The organism is Sphingobacterium alkalisoli, from assembly GCF_005049105.1.
In the GTDB taxonomy this organism is placed as follows: Bacteria; Bacteroidota; Bacteroidia; order Sphingobacteriales; family Sphingobacteriaceae; genus Sphingobacterium; species Sphingobacterium alkalisoli.
Map to the genome: position 1 here is coordinate 76,546 of NZ_SUKA01000008.1, position 17,202 is coordinate 93,747.

Annotated in this window: 9 protein-coding genes and 1 tRNA gene; 2 read left to right on the top strand and 8 right to left on the bottom strand. The window is 43.5% G+C overall.

Features of this window, described 5'->3' with window-relative positions:
• Positions 1-14: 14 nt before the first annotated feature.
• Entirely contained in the window at positions 15-209 is a 195-nt protein-coding gene (locus tag FAZ19_RS20460) for a YqaE/Pmp3 family membrane protein (protein WP_136822634.1), read from the top strand.
• A 29-nt stretch (positions 210-238) separates the two neighbouring features.
• On the opposite strand, the gene FAZ19_RS20465 is transcribed toward FAZ19_RS20460, so the two are convergent.
• The 8 genes from FAZ19_RS20465 to mgtE form a co-directional block, all read right to left on the bottom strand.
• Complete coding sequence (locus tag FAZ19_RS20465; RefSeq protein ID WP_136822733.1) at positions 239-2,212, bottom strand: FAD-dependent oxidoreductase; 1,974 nt, start codon at positions 2,210-2,212, stop codon at positions 239-241.
• Positions 2,213-2,288: 76 nt separating this feature from the next.
• Entirely contained in the window at positions 2,289-3,749 is a 1,461-nt protein-coding gene (locus FAZ19_RS20470; RefSeq protein WP_136822635.1) for a RagB/SusD family nutrient uptake outer membrane protein, read from the bottom strand.
• 145 nt (positions 3,750-3,894) lie between these two features.
• Positions 3,895-7,173, bottom strand: coding sequence for a TonB-dependent receptor (locus FAZ19_RS20475; protein ID WP_169305726.1), 3,279 nt, complete (start codon positions 7,171-7,173; stop codon positions 3,895-3,897).
• Positions 7,174-7,556: 383 nt separating this feature from the next.
• Complete coding sequence (locus FAZ19_RS20480) at positions 7,557-8,966, bottom strand: glycoside hydrolase family 16 protein (protein ID WP_136822637.1); 1,410 nt, start codon at positions 8,964-8,966, stop codon at positions 7,557-7,559.
• A 257-nt stretch (positions 8,967-9,223) separates the two neighbouring features.
• A complete protein-coding gene (locus FAZ19_RS20485) occupies positions 9,224-10,360 on the bottom strand; it encodes a FecR domain-containing protein (protein ID WP_136822638.1) in 1,137 nt (378 codons plus the stop codon).
• 121 nt (positions 10,361-10,481) lie between these two features.
• Positions 10,482-11,072 carry an RNA polymerase sigma factor gene (locus FAZ19_RS20490; protein WP_136822639.1) on the bottom strand — a complete coding sequence of 197 codons (591 nt, stop codon included), beginning with the start codon at positions 11,070-11,072 and terminating at the stop codon, positions 10,482-10,484.
• A 990-nt stretch (positions 11,073-12,062) separates the two neighbouring features.
• Positions 12,063-12,136: transfer RNA gene (locus FAZ19_RS20495), tRNA-Asn, on the bottom strand.
• Between the two features lie 128 nt (positions 12,137-12,264).
• Positions 12,265-13,644 (bottom strand): magnesium transporter, encoded by a 1,380-nt coding sequence (gene mgtE / locus FAZ19_RS20500; protein WP_136822640.1) that lies wholly within the window; start codon positions 13,642-13,644, stop codon positions 12,265-12,267.
• A 635-nt stretch (positions 13,645-14,279) separates the two neighbouring features.
• On the opposite strand from mgtE, the gene FAZ19_RS20505 reads away from it, so the two are divergent.
• Entirely contained in the window at positions 14,280-17,096 is a 2,817-nt protein-coding gene (locus tag FAZ19_RS20505; RefSeq protein ID WP_136822641.1) for a hypothetical protein, read from the top strand.
• The last annotated feature ends 106 nt before the right edge of the window (positions 17,097-17,202 follow it).

The following is a 17,202-nucleotide window of genomic DNA, read 5'->3' on the forward strand; positions in this document are numbered from 1 at the left end:
AATTTAATTGCAATATGATATTAATTGCCGTCCTTCTTCCCTGGTTATCTTTCTTTTTAAGGGGGAAAATTTTAACGGGCTTTGTATGTCTCGTTTTACAATGCACGTTAATAGGTTGGCTCCCCGCGGCAATATGGGCGGTAGCATCCAGAATAGATGCAAAGAACAATGCACGCACTAAAATTCTAGCGCGTCGAACGAACTATTAACGAAAAGGAATCTGTGCAAAAAACACGGACTACCTTTGGTCATCGGAAGGTACGAAAAGCACTGCGTTTGCGGCGACCATTCCGTCTGCACCTTTCGTACTGATTTCTACAAAAGCGGATTCGTCATCATGGATAACTACAGAACTTCCCAAAAGCACCCACGTGCTGGATGTTTGTCCTTTTATTTCCACATGCGACAGATCCAGTTGCTTTTCGTCGGAAGTCTTGCCGTCATAAATGGTATAAGTAAACAGTTTGGAACTTTTAGCGGATTTCGGAAAATAGGTATACACATCATACTTGCCGGCAGCCAAAGAAGCTGCAGTAAATTTAGCCGTACTTTGTCCGTCGTTGCTATTCGCCTCTACATAGCTGCGTCCGTAGCCATCGTTGCTACCCTGGTTCCAATCTCCGGTAAACTGCACAGCATCCAAATCGGAACTGATGATGAGTATATCTGACTGCCGCTGGTCCGCTTTAGGATTGGCAGCCAATAACGCTTTTATCTCCGAGACACTCACCGATTGCACATCGGTGCCCTGATCGATTGCTAAACAAGCTGCCACTGCGGCAGACTGCCCCAATACCATGAATACCGGCTCCATCCGTATGGAACCAAAAGCAATATGGCTAGCAGACAGGCAAACGGGCACCAATAGATTCGTAACCTCATTACGCTTGGGCACGATTGCACGGTAGGAAATCGGAAATGGAGGAAAACCGCCAACTTCCACGTTGCCTTCGTTCTTCACCATACCATTGACTACCAACCGATCACAGTTGTGTGAATCCATCGTATAGGCGGCATAGCCCACTTCATCATTTACCACCTCGTTGCCTTGGCAATGGTGCTGAGTCATCACTAGTTCACCAACCATCCGCCGAGCTTCACGGATATAGAGCTGCGGACTCCAGTGTTCATCGTTTACATATTCATCTTTGGGATAACCCCATTTTTGCATTTCTTTGCGGATAAACTCTGGAACCGACAGATCGTTACCCACAAAATACAGCAATCCTTTGGTATAATCTTCATGGGCTTTGATGATTTCCTGTCTGCGTGTGTAATTCGCTTCGGGGTATTCCCAATTCATACCAATCATATCGGTCGAAAAGCCATTGCGGTTATTGATATCGGTTTTGCCATTCGGCATATGGCTCCAAATAAAGACATCATTTAATCCCTTCCACGGTTGGATTTCCTTCTGTCTCTTCAACAGCTCATACCGGGAAGGATCGTAGTTATCCGGTTCAGTAATTGGCATACGGTTTTCTGGCACGTTAGTGAGCGTGATACGGTAGTTGTAGGCTTGCACTTTTTTATCGCCTGTACCGTCGGGAAGCCGCTCGCCATCACGGATTCCCCATAGTAGTCCGCTGCTGGAGTCACCACGCTTCACATACGGGTCTATCCCATTCGGAAACTGGTGCCCATCCATTAATTGAACCCCATTTAGTGTTTCGCCATACACACTATTAGCTTCCCGACCTACGTGATACGATACACCCGCTGCGGCAAATAGGTCTCCCTCATACGTGCAATCCATATAAACTTTTGCTTTTACTGTCAGTGAGTGTTTGTCTAGGTTTTCGGTCGATTGGAAATGGACTTGTGTAATGTTAGTGCCCACCTTCTCCACATCCTGCAGCAATTGTCCAAATTTCACCTCGGCATCACAATCTTCCATGTATTGGTTAAAAATCGCTTCCGCCACTTTCGGTTCAAAAATCCACTGTTCAAACGCGTTATAGTGTTTTCCGATTTTCCGGTAAAAATCCAACGCCAAACCGCTTACTACATATTTGTTGCCGATGTCAGTTTGGCCAAGCCCGCCCGAGCTCAACCCCCCGAGTCGTTGACCGGGTTCAATAAGAACCACGGACTTGCCTGCCTTGGCAGCTGTATAAGCAGCCACTACACCGGCAGAGGTACCACCGTAGATACAGAGGTCGTATTGCTTTGTTTGGGATTGAACGCCATATGCCCAACAAAAAAAAGACATAGTGGCAAAGAATATTTTTAATTTCATGATCATCTATCAATTGTGAATTAAAATTAACTAGTTATATGTGAAATATTTAATAGCCAGGGTTTTGATTTTCTTGACCGATCGCCGGATTATTGTTGATTTCATTTTCCGGAATGGGGTATAGTAGCCGCTCGTCAATTAACGTTTTGCCGATTGCAGCAAACGCCTCTTTGGCTTTTGCTGTACGTTTCAAATCCCACCAACGGCGCCGCTCGATCAAGAATTCATACGCCCGCTCCCGCATGACTGCATCGATGAAGGCTTCCTCTCCCATTCCTGCCGGATAGTCCACTGACGAAGCCACGCTTGGATTATAACCATAAGCCCTTCGTTTGATCATATTCAACCGTTCCAATGCCAATGTGGAAGGGCCGCTCTCGGCACGGCAGGTAGCTTCAGCATAGAACAGTAAGGCTTCGGCATAGCGATAAATCGGCACGCTGTACGTCCGGAGCCCACTGTTATCCGTGACAAATTTTTTAAATAGCACCGGAGTGGTTGCAGGAAGGGATACCCATTCGCCAGCTGCATTTTGGATTTCTGTATACAAGTTGAAGGGTTTACGTAAGTCGTTGTCATCCCATTCCTCGCCGATCATGGAGTTCGTATTGGGTAACCAAGCAAAATATCCCGTGCTGCTGTAGTTATAAGGCAGGTTATTTCCCATGTGTAGGAAGTTGGTGATTTCCGATTGCGATATGTCTGAATGATGCACAGACATAATGTCCTCCGAACTCGTATTCGATGCAAAAATATCGTAGAAATCATCCGGCTCCTGTACAGACACCAGCGTATACTGCCCCGTTGTAATTACCTCTTCAGCTTTGGCTGCCGCAGCTTCCCAGTCACCAATAGTCAGGTATACGTGTGCCAACAACATCTTTGCCGCCGACTGCGAAGCTTGGCCGGTCTCCTGACCAACGGTTGGGAGGAGATCTAATTCTGCAACCTCAGCGTCGGCAATGATCAGATCGTAAACTTCATTTTCCGGTCGACGTGGTGATTCCAAATCTGATAAATCCGTACTCTCTGAGGTTTTGATCGGAACAGCACCCCAACCCCGCACCAACTCAAAGTAAGCAAGCGCGCGAAGAAAGTGAGCCTCTGCCAAAATCCGAGCACGTGCACTCTCGCTGATGTCGGTAATCGAGGGCACATTAGCTAAAACGGCGTTAGCACGATTAATGCTTTGGTACAACCTGAACCAATGGTTTGCTGTACGCCCTATATTCTGCTGGTCCAGCAATTGATCCATATTTGAAATGGGTGCTTGTGATCCTCGGCCCAGTAGCAGGTCGCTATGGAGTTCGGATAAGATGAAATTATCGATGCCATAAAACTCTTTACCCACGGTACTATATGCACCATTCAATGCACCTTGCGCATCTGCTTCATTGCGGTAATAGTTGTTTCTCGATACGAAATCCATCGGCACCTCTTCCAACATATCTTGGCAAGCAGTCAACCATACACCGATCCCCACAATCACTAATAAACCTATCTTTTTCATCTATTTTAATTTTTATTTAGTGGTGATGAAGCTGTCATGATTTTTCATAGCTATTTGCTACACAGGTGTTCAAGAGCTCGCAAGCTCGGTTTAATTCTGTCACTGTGTGATTTTTGCAAATCATGACGGTTTCATTTTTTTTCAATTAGAATGTTAACCTAAATCCCAACACATAGTTTTTGGCGTTTGGATAGCTGCTTTGATCGTGTCCCATTCGCAGCAGATTACCTATATTTCTATCTCTCGTATTTCGCGAGTCCTCACCTCGCGTATTGACCTCGGGATCCAAGCCAGTGTACTTTGTGAAGGTAAGTAGGTTAGTGCCCGATACGTAGATCCGCAACGCATTGCACCACACCATGCCCCAATTGGCCACCGGAAGATCATATCCGAGATTGACCGATTTCAAGCGGAGGTAACGGCCGTCTTCGATAAACCGGTCGGAAATATCAAAATTGGAAGCCGAACTGATTCTTGGATACTTGGCATTCGGATCTGGATCCTCCTCCGTCCAATAGTTGCCCATTAAGTCCTGAAATTGGTTACTTCCGCGTTGAAAGGAATTCAAATGTGTACCGTTTGTCGCGTTGAATACTTGATTACCCTGCACACCTTCCAGAAAAACAGTGAGATTCACTCCTTTGTAAGACACGGTGGAATTCAAACTATAGATCAAATCTGGCGTGGGATTACCTAGAATAACGCGATCTTGCGCATTCACCGCTCCATCCCCGTTAACGTCCTTATACTTGATATATCCGTTCTCGTTCAATCCGTCTTCGAGGTAACCAAAAAGACTGCCCAGTGGCTCACCTTCACGTGCAATGTTCGTACTTGACCACACAGCGGCTAACCCAGCGCTGTAGATGTCGCTACCTCCCGCCAATGAAACCACTTCGTTTCGGTTGGATGACGCCATCGCCGCGAGATTCCATTTCCACTCCCCTGTTAAGACGTTAACATTTACACCAACTTCCATTCCTTGGTTGCTGATCTCGCCAATGTTCTGGAATATGGAACCGAAACCTACGGATGGCGGCAACGGTACAGATGCGAGCAGATCGGTCGTGTGTTTCCAATAATAATCCGCAGTTACATTCAAGCGGTTGTCCCAAATCGTGAGGTCGAATCCGATATCGGTCTGCTGGGTGGTTTCCCATTTTAAATCCCGATTTGAAATTCCCGATGGGCTGTACCCGATCACTACTTCATTATTACCATAGATGGTACGCGCAATCCCCATCCGGTCGAGCGACTGGTATGGACTCAGCGCAGTGTTACCCGTTACGCCATAGCTTGCGCGGACTTTTAAGTCATTGACGAAGCCGATGTCCCGCATAAAGGGTTCTTCGAACAGTCGCCAGGCGAAGGCACCAGAGGGGAACATCGCCCATCTATTGTTCGCTCCAAAGCGGGAGGAACCATCGGCCCGAATACTTGCCGTAAACAGGTACTTGTCTGCCAATGTATAGTTGACCCTTCCCAAATAGGAGGCCAAAGCCCATTCCGATATGCCCGAAGTTGGCGGATTGACTGTTTCCATGGCCGAAAGGTCAAAATTGCGGGTGGTATTGCCAGGCAGTCCACTTCCATCGATCCGGAAATCGCGATTTCGGTCCGTTTGATAGGTAAATCCACCCAATAGCGTCAGCCGGTGTATATCATTAAAGTTTTTGGAATACGTCAGTGTATTTTCATTCAAAAAAGAACTCCGGTAATAGGTTTGCTGACGGGCATAACCCCGATCTACCTCAAAGATAATGGGACGGAACTGATCCTCCAACGTATAGGCGTATTCCAAACCAACCATCGTTCTGAACGTTAGATTTTCGCTAAGTTTTACATCCAGGCTGGCATTGCCGAGACCGGTATTACCGAGTGACTTTGTCTGGTCCTGCGCGAAAATCATGGGGTTTTGCATATCCGAAGAGCCAAAGCTATAAGCCCGCTCGATTTGGGCGGGAAGCCCATCTTCGTCATATATAGATAGTGTAGGCGGTGCCGATGCAGCCGCAGATAATATAGAGCCACCGCCCCTAAAGCCATTGTTTACCGGAATGGCCAGCTGCTGTCTCCGTGAAAGGTTTAGATTCACATTCAACCGCAACCAGTCTTTCACGTCGTGTCCAAGATTTAACCGTACCGAACCTCGTTTCACTCCGGTATTGATCAAAATACCTTCTTGATCATAATAGTTTCCAGATAGCGAGTATTGCGTCTTTTCCGATGCGCCCGAAAAAGTAAGGGTATGGTCTTGGATATGCGCCGTGCGCAACACGGCATCCTGCCAATCGGTGCCCGGATCCTGCACTTCATCAAGATCGAAATACGGATCCTGCCCTCCATTTCTCAACCATTCATTGGCGATGATGGCATAGTCGCGGGCGTTCAACAAATCATATTTTTTTGTCGCCTCCTGTAAACCATAGAAGCTGTTCAGCTCTACACGGCTGGGCGTTCCTTTTTTTCCTTTTTTTGAAGTGATGATCACTACACCATTGGCTCCGCGAGCCCCATATATTGCCGTGGCGGAAGCATCTTTCAAAATATCAATGGATTCGATATCCGCTGGATTGAGAAAATTCAAGTCGCCGGTTAGCGGGAATCCATCTACAACATACAATGGTTGGTTGTCGCCAATCATCGAATTTCCACCCCGGACACGAACTTCTATCCGCCCACCCGGCTGCCCCGAATTCTGTGTCACCTGCACACCCGTGGCACGTCCTTTTAACGCTTGCTCCATGTTATAAACTGGTACGGCCTGCAGATCTTCCGATTTGATTTGTGCTACGGATCCCGTAAGGTCGGACTTGCGAATGGTACCATATCCCACAACAACCACTTCTTCCAGATCGCTCACTACGGCTTGCATCGTCACATCAAGACGACGACTTATTCCGTTGAAATCGCGGTGTTCCTGCGGTTTATATCCCACTATAGTAAAAACTAAAGACCCCTGATTTGGAACCGCAACACTGTACCCTCCCCTTTCATCTGTCGTGACAGCGGTGGACGTACCCTTCACGGTCACCGATACGCCTACCAGGGGCTTACCTCGATCATCCACGACGTGGCCCGACACCATCTCCTGCGGCTGGTTTTCATCAGAAATCGACGACAAGGTTTTCTTCCTCGATACCAGCACCCTTTTTCCACGGATTTGGTAGGTAAGCGGCTGGTCGGTAAAACAATACTGCAAGATCTCAACTAACGGAGCTTGATTAAAACTCAGGCTCACTGGACGAGTGTCCTTCAAATCATCGGTCAGGTAAAGAAAATGATAGCCTGTCTGCTTGCGCAATTCAGCAAAAACCGTTTTCAACGGAATTTGCTTAGCTGTAATACTCACTTTCTGGGCATACACCTCAGCTCCGGCGCGGACAGTGGTCATCAGTACGATAGCGAATATGATTTTAGTCATAATCAAAAGCTTAATGAGGTCGCGATAATACGTCGCGGGTTTATAAGTTCTGTGCGTTTTGCAATTTTTGCAAATTCCGCACGTTATTGCAATACAAATTGCATACATTTGTTATACAGGTTAAATGATTATTCTGTTAAATCTATCATTGTCAACTGCCAATTATATATTGTCAATTGATCATTGGATTAGCCTGTTTGCGGCATAAATTACCGCGCCATCCGGAAGTGTTAGCCGCACTTCCGGCTTTTTTTGGGCTTATGCCCTCACAGGGAATCCATTATTGGGGATCTATTCAAGTCTCCATATTTACACCTCCTTCATTTGTGTTCAATTTTGATATTTCCGACTTCCGTCGGGTCGCATTCAATTATAGCTCCTAATTACTGTACGTACCATCCGGAACCGGGAGCATAATACTGTAGACCATACCATAGTAGATCCGAAGTTCCTTCGTTATAGGGGTTTCCAGCATCTATCTTCACGGCCACATTTATTATAGGGTAGAAAGCCCAATCTGTATTGCCATCAGCCCTATCAAGCATATTTCTATGCTGCAAGGTCTCTTTGCCATCAACGAAATGCGTAATCCAGTCATCTTCAATAATACAGGCGTAATCGTGGGGCTCAGCATTCAGATCTATGTCCAGTTCGAAACCGGGGACACGGTCCAATTCACTTTTCAGACCATTTACCATATCCCGCACATTAGAGCCATGCACACCGATATGTTGCGCAGAACTTGTCGAGCGCGGTGTGTAGGCTGCGCCATAAGCTCCATTGAAGCTCTCGAAGAAGTCGATCTCCGGCGGCCACTGGCTAGCACCCGTACTGAGCACACTCCCTACCGCCCAAAAAGCAGACCAGGCTCCGCGACGGCTAGGGGTCTGTATCTGCGCGCGATAAATACCACGGCGATACTTCCATTCATCTAATTTCGAACCTTGCAATACAGACGCCTGAAAGGGAAATGTTTTGCCGCTAAAGACAACGGGCTCTTCAAACTTCACCGTATGCAGCCGAACGAATGGTCGTCCTTCGCTGTCCACCTCACGGGTCTGAGGGTTCACCGCATGGTCCGGAAACGCTTCTACGTTTGTGTACAGGCCAGTCTCACCGTTGCTAGCCTGAGAATAACCATGAGATAGGCGGGAGCGCCATACTGGGTTGCCGTCGGCATCGAAACCGCTATCCGACCATTCAATGGCGCCCATATCCAAATCCATGGATGGGGTTACCCCATCCGCGTGCAATACAAGGGGATCACGGTGGAAGGGCATTTCGGCCGGAAGTTCATTGACTGCGCCCTCCTGAATCTGGAAAAAACAAGCAACAGGACCGGCTGTCCCTTCGCCGGGAAAAGTTATCTTGAATTGATCGCCAGGGGTGTGCCTCGGATTGATAATATCAACCGTAATCCAAAGGTCAGCATCGTCACCTGGACGCCAATATTGATATTTGAAAGGAGTGGATATGTCTCGATTGACATTGAATCCTTTTGCTCCGCCGGTACTTGTATTAACCTGTACATAAGCAGTGCTCATAATCGCACCGGCTAGTGTCAACCGGACGTGAGCCTTGGTCGCGCCTGGAGGGATGCCAATTGGTTCTTCCAACGTGGTCATTGGATCAAGATCAATACCGTTGATTGACAAGCGTCGATCCGCTATTACAGGTATATCCTCCAACGGAATCTCCGGATTTGGATTCACAATATGCTCGCTACAACTTACCATCGAGCTGATCACCAACACCGTGATAACCAACCCGATATTATGCCTATTTTTTTTCATCTGGATATAATTTGTTTTTTAACTGCGATGAAGCTATCAGATTTATTCATTTCCCACGTGAAAGAATAAATCATGATGGTTTCGTAGCAATAACTATTACAGTTCTTATAAAATGATTATTCTGTTAAATTTATCATTGTCAGTTGCACGTATCAACTAACCATTGGATTAGCCTTTTTGCAGCACCATGTCCGCTCTGGCCGAAAGCGTTAGCCGCACTTTCGGTTTTTTTTGCTAATCTGGGGTAAAGATTCAGGTTACCATATCATCCTAACCTCCTTTCCGTTACGTTCAAATTTAACCTTGCCGACCAATTCCAAGTCGGCCAACAGTTCATCGATTCCTGCGGTGATCGGAAAACTTCCTCCGAAGCGCTTTTTAGGGACATTCGCTTCGATGACTATCCGTACATCATACCACCTCGACACACTACGCATGACCGAAATCACATCCATATCATCAAACAAAAAGTAGCCGTTTTTCCAAGCCATCGCCTGCTCCAAGTTGCTCTGTCTCCTCATGAGGTTCCCATCTGCCGAGGAAACGGCCTCAAAACCTGGAGTCAACGAAAGCGTCTTGCCTTGATGGTGCACATCTACACCGCCTTCCAATAGCGTGGTACGCACCTCATTATCTGAAGCATATGCAGAGACCGTGAAATGCGTACCCGTCACCATGATTTCCCGGCCTTGCGCCATCACCTTGAACGGCTTTGATCGGTCGGGCATTACTTCAAAATAGGCCTCCCCATCTAATATTACCTTACGCTCACTCTCCGTAAATGCTACAGGATAAGTCAGCGTTGTTGCTGTATTCATCCATACATTTGTTCCGTCGGGTAAGACCAGCTTAAATTGCTTACCATTGGGAACATGGAGGGTGTTTTGTGCTGGCGCCTCCAACGCAATCTCCGACTTGGAATCCGATGGGTTCTCGTAAACCAGCTCGCCGTCAAGTTTCCTGATATCGACACCTCCACTATGTCTCACCAGTCCGTGTTGTAAGCCATCTAACCCAACTACCGAACCGTCGGCCAACGTGAGCCGGACACCATCGGACGGATAAGAAGCTGTTTCTGAAATTACTAAAGATTTTTCCTTAACGTCTTTCTTCCCACCGACAGACCAGAGCAGTCCAAAAACTGCTAGTAAAGAAGCTGCAACACCCCCATACCATAACCTCATAGACCGGGAAGGCTTGCTTGCATAACGCCGCTTATCAATCGCTTGCCTAATCCGAATCCCCATTAACACTCTAGCCTCTTCACTTTCCCACGACCAATTATCAACAATGGGATCACGAAGAACCATTTCTTCCAGAAAGCGCTTTTCCGCTTTGGTACACGTGCCATCGGCATACCGATGCAATAATTTTCGAAATTCTTCTCGCTGCATGTAAGTTTATAATAGTCCCAGTTTATAATGGTCCCTTTATTGAAAGAGTGCAACGACGTGACCAAGGGGGTACATCTCGAATAAAATATTCGATAAACAACTGATAATCAGAATAAAAAAATTAACTAAAGTAATTAATGATGAGTATTAAGATGAGGTATGAAATGTAATCCTCATCGAGTCTGAGGCGTAGGTGTTTCAGGGATTTATTGATTTGCTTTTTTACCGTCTGGTCCGAAATCTCCAGCCGTTCGGCGATTTCCTTATAAGACAGGTGTTCTTTACGGCTTAGTACAAATACCTCACGCATCCGCTCCGGGAGTTTATCAACCTCGGCATCAATGATGTCCGACAATTCCCGAGTGTCTATTTCCGCCAACATACTTTCATCAGCTTCCCAATAATGATCAACGAGTCGACGTTCGATATCTCCATGTTTCACTTGCTCGCGAAAGCGCTTGAAAGCCAAATTTCTAGCAATGACAAACAAGTAAGATTTTATGGATTTGATATTTTCCAATTTACCTCGCATCTCCCAGAAGGCTATAAATGTTTCTTGGACGATATCGGCGACGTCATTTTCATCCGGTAAAATACGGACGACATACCGAAATAGGCGTTCCCAATACGCATCGTAAATAGCAGAAAAAGATGACTCCTCTTCTGCTCCTAAAATCCGGATATGATGTGTATTTTCACTTTTGGATCCCATAAATCTACCTTATCATAAGTCACAATTGATCTGTGTAAAACAAACTTACATAAAAATCGTGAATTTGAATTGCAAGGATTTTATATATCGGCAAATAACTCCATCTTTGTATAAATTCGCTACAAACTCCTTGACCCTGCATACGGAGACTGTAAACCGCTTTTTTTCAAATTTAACCCCGTATAAAGCACCGTTCACCTCGCGCCTGGTCGCCATTTCGCATTCAAAGAGATGGCATAGCAGTATGTATCATAGGCCATGAAGCATACACTTCGCGCGGAATGACACACACCTTACACGAAACGACGTACGTCTTAAAGCAGAGGGTGTATGTCTAAATTCGCGAAGTGCACGTCCTATGCCACGAAGCATATACTTCATACGAAATGACGTACGTCCAAACGCAGGAAGTGTATGTCTAAATCTACCAAGTGTACGTCATATGTCCCGAAGCATATACTTCATACGAAATGACGTACGTCCAAACACAGGAAGTGTATGTCTAAATTCGCGAAGTGCACATACTATACAATGAAGCATACACTTCCTACGAAATGACGCACACCTTAATCGAAACGACGTACGTCTTAAAGTAGGAAGTCTATTTCTTAATCTACCAAGTGTACGTCGTATGCCACGAAGCATATACTTCATACAAAATGACGTACGTCTAAAAGCAAGAAGCATATATCCAAATACGCGAAGTGTACGTCATATGCCACGAAGCATACACCTCGTACGAAATGACGTACATCTAAAAGCAGGAAGCTTATATCCAAATACGCGAAGTGTATGCCATACGCCACCAAGCATACACTTCGTACGAAATGACGTACATCTTAAATGAAATGAAGTACGTCTAAATGCACGAAGAGTATGCCTAAATAGGCGAAGGGTATGTCCCCCAACCCCTTGGAGGGGGGAGCCCTTAAGTGCGCTAAAACACAAAAAAGGTCATTTTCCTTTACGAAAAATAACCTTTTTGTGTTGCTCCTGAAGCTGGGCTCGAACCAGCGACCCTCTGATTAACAGTCAGATGCTCTAACCAGCTGAGCTATTCAGGAATCTGGTTCTTTATATTTCCGAAACATCATTTCCGTTTCAGTGATGCAATTATCGGAAGTTTAAAGGAGTTGTCCAAATATTTTTTTTATTTTTTGCACAAGTCATTCATTGCCAACAAGAATAATTTCTAAAGCAAAACGCCCGATAAAAGTAAGGTAGCAAAAGTGAAATAAATGAGCAGTCCGGTAACGTCAACAAGGGTCGAAACAAAAGGAGCCGATGAGCTAGCCGGATCGGCTCCCATCTTCCGTAAGATGAAGGGAAGCATCGAGCCTGTTAAAGATCCCCATAATACGACACACACTAATGAAAAACTCACAACCAAAGCAATCAAAACCCAATGTTCACCATAGTGGTCCGTAAAAAATTGCCAAGTGGCTATTCTTATAAAGCCCAGTATCCCCAAAATAAGCCCAAGTGCTAAACCCGATAAAATTTCCCTTTTCATGACACGCCACCAATCTGTAAGCGACACCTCTCCCAATGCCATAGCTTGAATAATCAATGTCGACGCCTGTGAACCACTATTACCCCCACTCGATATAATCAATGGCATTAACGCGAAAAGCATCACAGCGCTCATCAATTGCGTCTCAAAATGCTCAATAACTGTTGCCGTCAACAATTGCCCTAAGAAAAGAACAACCAGCCAGCCTGCGCGTTTTTTGACGAGGTGAAGAACAGATACATCCAGATAGGGCTCATCTAACGCCTCCGTCCCTCCAAAACGTTGCATATCCTCCGTATACTCTTCGTTGGCCACCCAAAGGATATCATCAATAGTCACAATTCCCAGCATGATCCCCTGCTCATCAATAACTGGTAGTGCAACCCTGTTATTCATACGGAACACATTGACAGCCTCTTCTTGGGGATCATTTGCATTTAAAGAAATCAGACGATTATCGATCAAGTCGCCCACCATGGTATTGAGCTCTGCCAGCAGAATATCTTTTATCCGAATATCATCCATGAGTTTACCGTCCGAATCGATAACGTATAAGACGTCTATCGTTTCCGAGGCATTACCATATCTGCGGATGTGATCCAATATTCGGGAAATGGTCCAGTGTGCTTTGACAGTGATATAATCAGGGGTCATCAAACGACCTACACTGTCTTCCGGGTATCCCAAGAGAGAGAGAGCTTCTTTACGTTCTTCCGGCGAAAGCATGATGATCAGACGCTTTACGACATCGCCTTTCAGCTCTCCGAAAAATGATGTTCGGTCATCAGGAGGCATTTCATTGATTATCTCTCTGACCTTCGAGGCGGAAAGCTTTTTGAATATCCGCTCTTGTGTCGGAAAGTCCAAAATTCTAAAAACATTGACAGCCCTTTTTAGATGAAGCGTTTCGAGAAATAAGGCACCATGTTCCGGAAGTTCATCAATCAATTCCTCGACATCAGAGATATTCAACTCATTAAGAAAATTCTCTAGTCCAACCTGATTATTTTCCTCAATCAGCTGTTCAACTTGCGCGACTTGCATTTCTAATTCTTCCATTTACGCCCTCCAAAAAAATGTGATCTTACATCGGTCTGCTAATTATTTTTATGCAGCAAAAGTCGTTTATTTTAATGAAAAAAAATAATGTTTTTTACCTAAGTTGCAAATAGTATTTAAAAAAAACATGCTCAATTCTTCGTTAAAAAAAATCAAATTAACGCCATTTTGTCAGTATCAATATCTAATGTTCTGACCATTCCCTTTCTGTTCTATAGAGAATTAAAAAACTATACGACAATCCAATTTCAACTTCTCAAAAGAAAAAGCAATGTCTGTCTCTTTTTTTATTTTTCAGTTTATCTCCTCAGCACGTTTTTAGAATCTATCTTACATTTTTTAAAAAAACTAATCTCCAGAAGCTATTACATCGTAAAACAAGAATGCAGTATAAAGAATGCCCATGAAATGAAAAATATTAATAAAAAATTGTACATTCGTTTTGACGAAACACTATATAGTTTATCAAAAAAAATATGCTTGTAAAAAGCAAAATTAACACCTAAAAAATCGATATTTATGTTATCAATACAATACATGTAATACACATATAATCAGATTATAATAAACATTAACTAAATTAAAAAAATATATAAAAAAGCATATTATAACTAATATTTTTAGCAAACAACAATATGACCTCTAAATATAACATTAAAATAAACTATATCAGAATATTAACACTATTTATATTAATAATAAATTCACAAATAGCATTTTCTCAATTATTTGATGGTTCGCAATCCCACTTTCGTGTTAAATGGAAGCAGATAAACACCGATAAATTCCAGCTTATTTTCCCAGGAGAATTTTCTTCGACTGCTCCTGCTCTTGCGAATAGACTCGAATTATTTATTGAACAGACGGCCTCCACATTGAATCGACCTTCAAAAAAAATAAGCATTATATTACAGCAAAACCATATTTCACAGAATGGGTTTGTTCAATTAGCTCCCCGTAAATCGGAATTCTACAGCACCCCCTCTTCCATTGCTGACAATCAGGAATGGCTCCCGAATTTAGCCCTTCATGAAAGTAGGCACTTCGCTCAATTTGACAACTTGACAGGAAATTTAAAGAAACCCTTTTTCGAACAATTGGCACTAGCCCTCTTTGGACTTAATCTTCCCGCTTGGTTTTTCGAAGGTGATGCAGTGCTTCAAGAGACTCTTTTTTCAAATGGCGGGAGAGGACGATTGACTTCTTGGAACATGCCGATCCGCGCAAATATCCAGTCTGATTTATTATTTGATTTTAACAAATATGTGCATGGATCTTTCAAAGATATTGTTCCGAGTTATTATTCTATTGGATATTTTATGAACAGCATTCTTTATGAAAAAGACCCAGAAATACATGGCAAAATTTTGGAAGAAATGAATGGAAATTTACTTCGGCCTTTCAACTTTGAACGTAGCTTAAAAAAATATTCCGCGCAAAAGAGTAGTCAGCTTTTTAAGTCTACTATACATGATCTCACCGAAAAGTGGAACAAAGCAACCGATATAAATTCGCCAAGTTCATTTGAAATAGCAGATCGATTTCCTACGGATTATTTTCTTCCTCAAATGGTAAACAACACCGTGTACGCACTTCAGCATAGTCGACAATTAACACCAAAAATCGTCCGTTTCGAAAATAAAAACACAAAGCGACTCTATAAAAAGGTTGTGCAGATCGGTCAACAATTAATGCCTTATTTTCATGTTCAAGGTCATTTGATTGTATGGGATGAATACAGAAAAGATCCTAGATTTGAAAAACAAACGTATAATATCATTAATGTATACGATGTCAACACCGGAAAAACACGTCATCTTACCCACAACACACGCTATTATTCTCCTGTACTTTCAACAGATTTGAACGAAATAGCCGTTATAGAAGTGAGTTTAGCAAACCGTGCCCAAGTTGTTTTTCTGGACAGTAAAAACGGAGCTAAACTGGATTCGATCACCATGCCGACGGGCACCCACATTCAGCAACCACAGTTTCATGCGACGGGCACTAAACTCATTGCTATAGCGGTGAATGAGAAAGGCACGAACCTTATTGAGATAAATAGAAGTAAAAAAGAAATACAGTACCTACTAGACTGGTCTAATTTTCAACTGGAACGACCTATTTATATTGGAGAACATATCGTTTTTAAAGCCAATTTTAACGAAAAGGATGATATCTACCTATTAGAGAACGGAGATATTTCGCAGCTGACGGACAGTCAATTTGGCGCGTTTAATCCATTCGCAAGTAATGATACCCTCTATTACAACACCTATACAACCAATGGTTATAAAGTAAACATACAGCCGCTAATAAAAAATAATGAAAAACGAACCACTCCTCCAATGGTCCAAACGCTGTATCCCCGCCAAAACAATACCTCCTACGAGCCTCTCTTGCCAGCTAAAGACTACCCGATACAAAATTACAATGTCACAAAAAACAGTTTTAACTTTCATAGCATTACATTAAGTGGCAATGATTTCGAAAGTTTTGATAATTTAAAACCCGGAATATTTTGGATTTCGAATGATATACTGAATACCACCGCAGCAAAACTTGGTTATGAATACGACACTGAAATCCAAAAAAGCACCTATTCAGCGGAATTAAGTTATCAACGCTATTTCCCCAAGGTGTCTCTTTCTTATAAGAATAGAGGACAATTGGGCCAGGCTACCCGTAATGGTAACCGAGATTCAATTATTAATTTTGATTATCGTGAACATTATCTTGCGGCAGATATCCAGCTCCCCTTTAGTATCTATAGGGGAAATAAAGTATATAGCTACGGCATCAACATGGGAACTTCTTATCAAAAAAGATATAACCTTAGCCTGAGTACGTTAACCAACTTCAATGATGTCATCAGTTTCCCACTGAATTACCAGCTCTATTTCAACAAAAACAGTTTAAGAGCTACCATGGATATCCTTCCCCGATGGGGACAAAACTTTAGTTTTACTTATCGTCATCTCCCCTTTGAAAACGAGTTGAGAGGAGACATTTGGTCGCTCCGTACTAATTTTTATTTTCCGGGAATCCTGTTAAACCACAGTCTACAGCTACGCTATTCTATGCAAGAATCTGCTGGAAGGTATTTATATTCAAATGATATCCCACTTGTGAATGGGTTTGCTAATTTCCTATCGCCAGCGGTAAAAAACACATTGCTATTTGACTACCGACTGCCAATCGTCTATCCCGACTGGTCTATCGGCAATATGGCTTATTTAAAAAGAATTAGAGGAATTATTTCCGCCGATTATCAAAACCTATCAGAATCAGATTTATCGCCCAAGACGGCTGGAGCAGGCCTTTCATTTGACTTCAATGCTTTTAAGTACCCTTTGCCCCTATTTACATTTAGCTCTCGACTGACTTATATTAATGATAAAACGGCGACAGCGCGAATAGTACCTACATTTAGTTTTGGCTATAGCTACTAGCGGATACTCAAAAGCCTACCCAGTGATAATATTCTTACTATCAATATGTTATTTAAAAAAAATAAAACAAAAAATAGTTGAAGACGTTATAATAATTACAACAAAT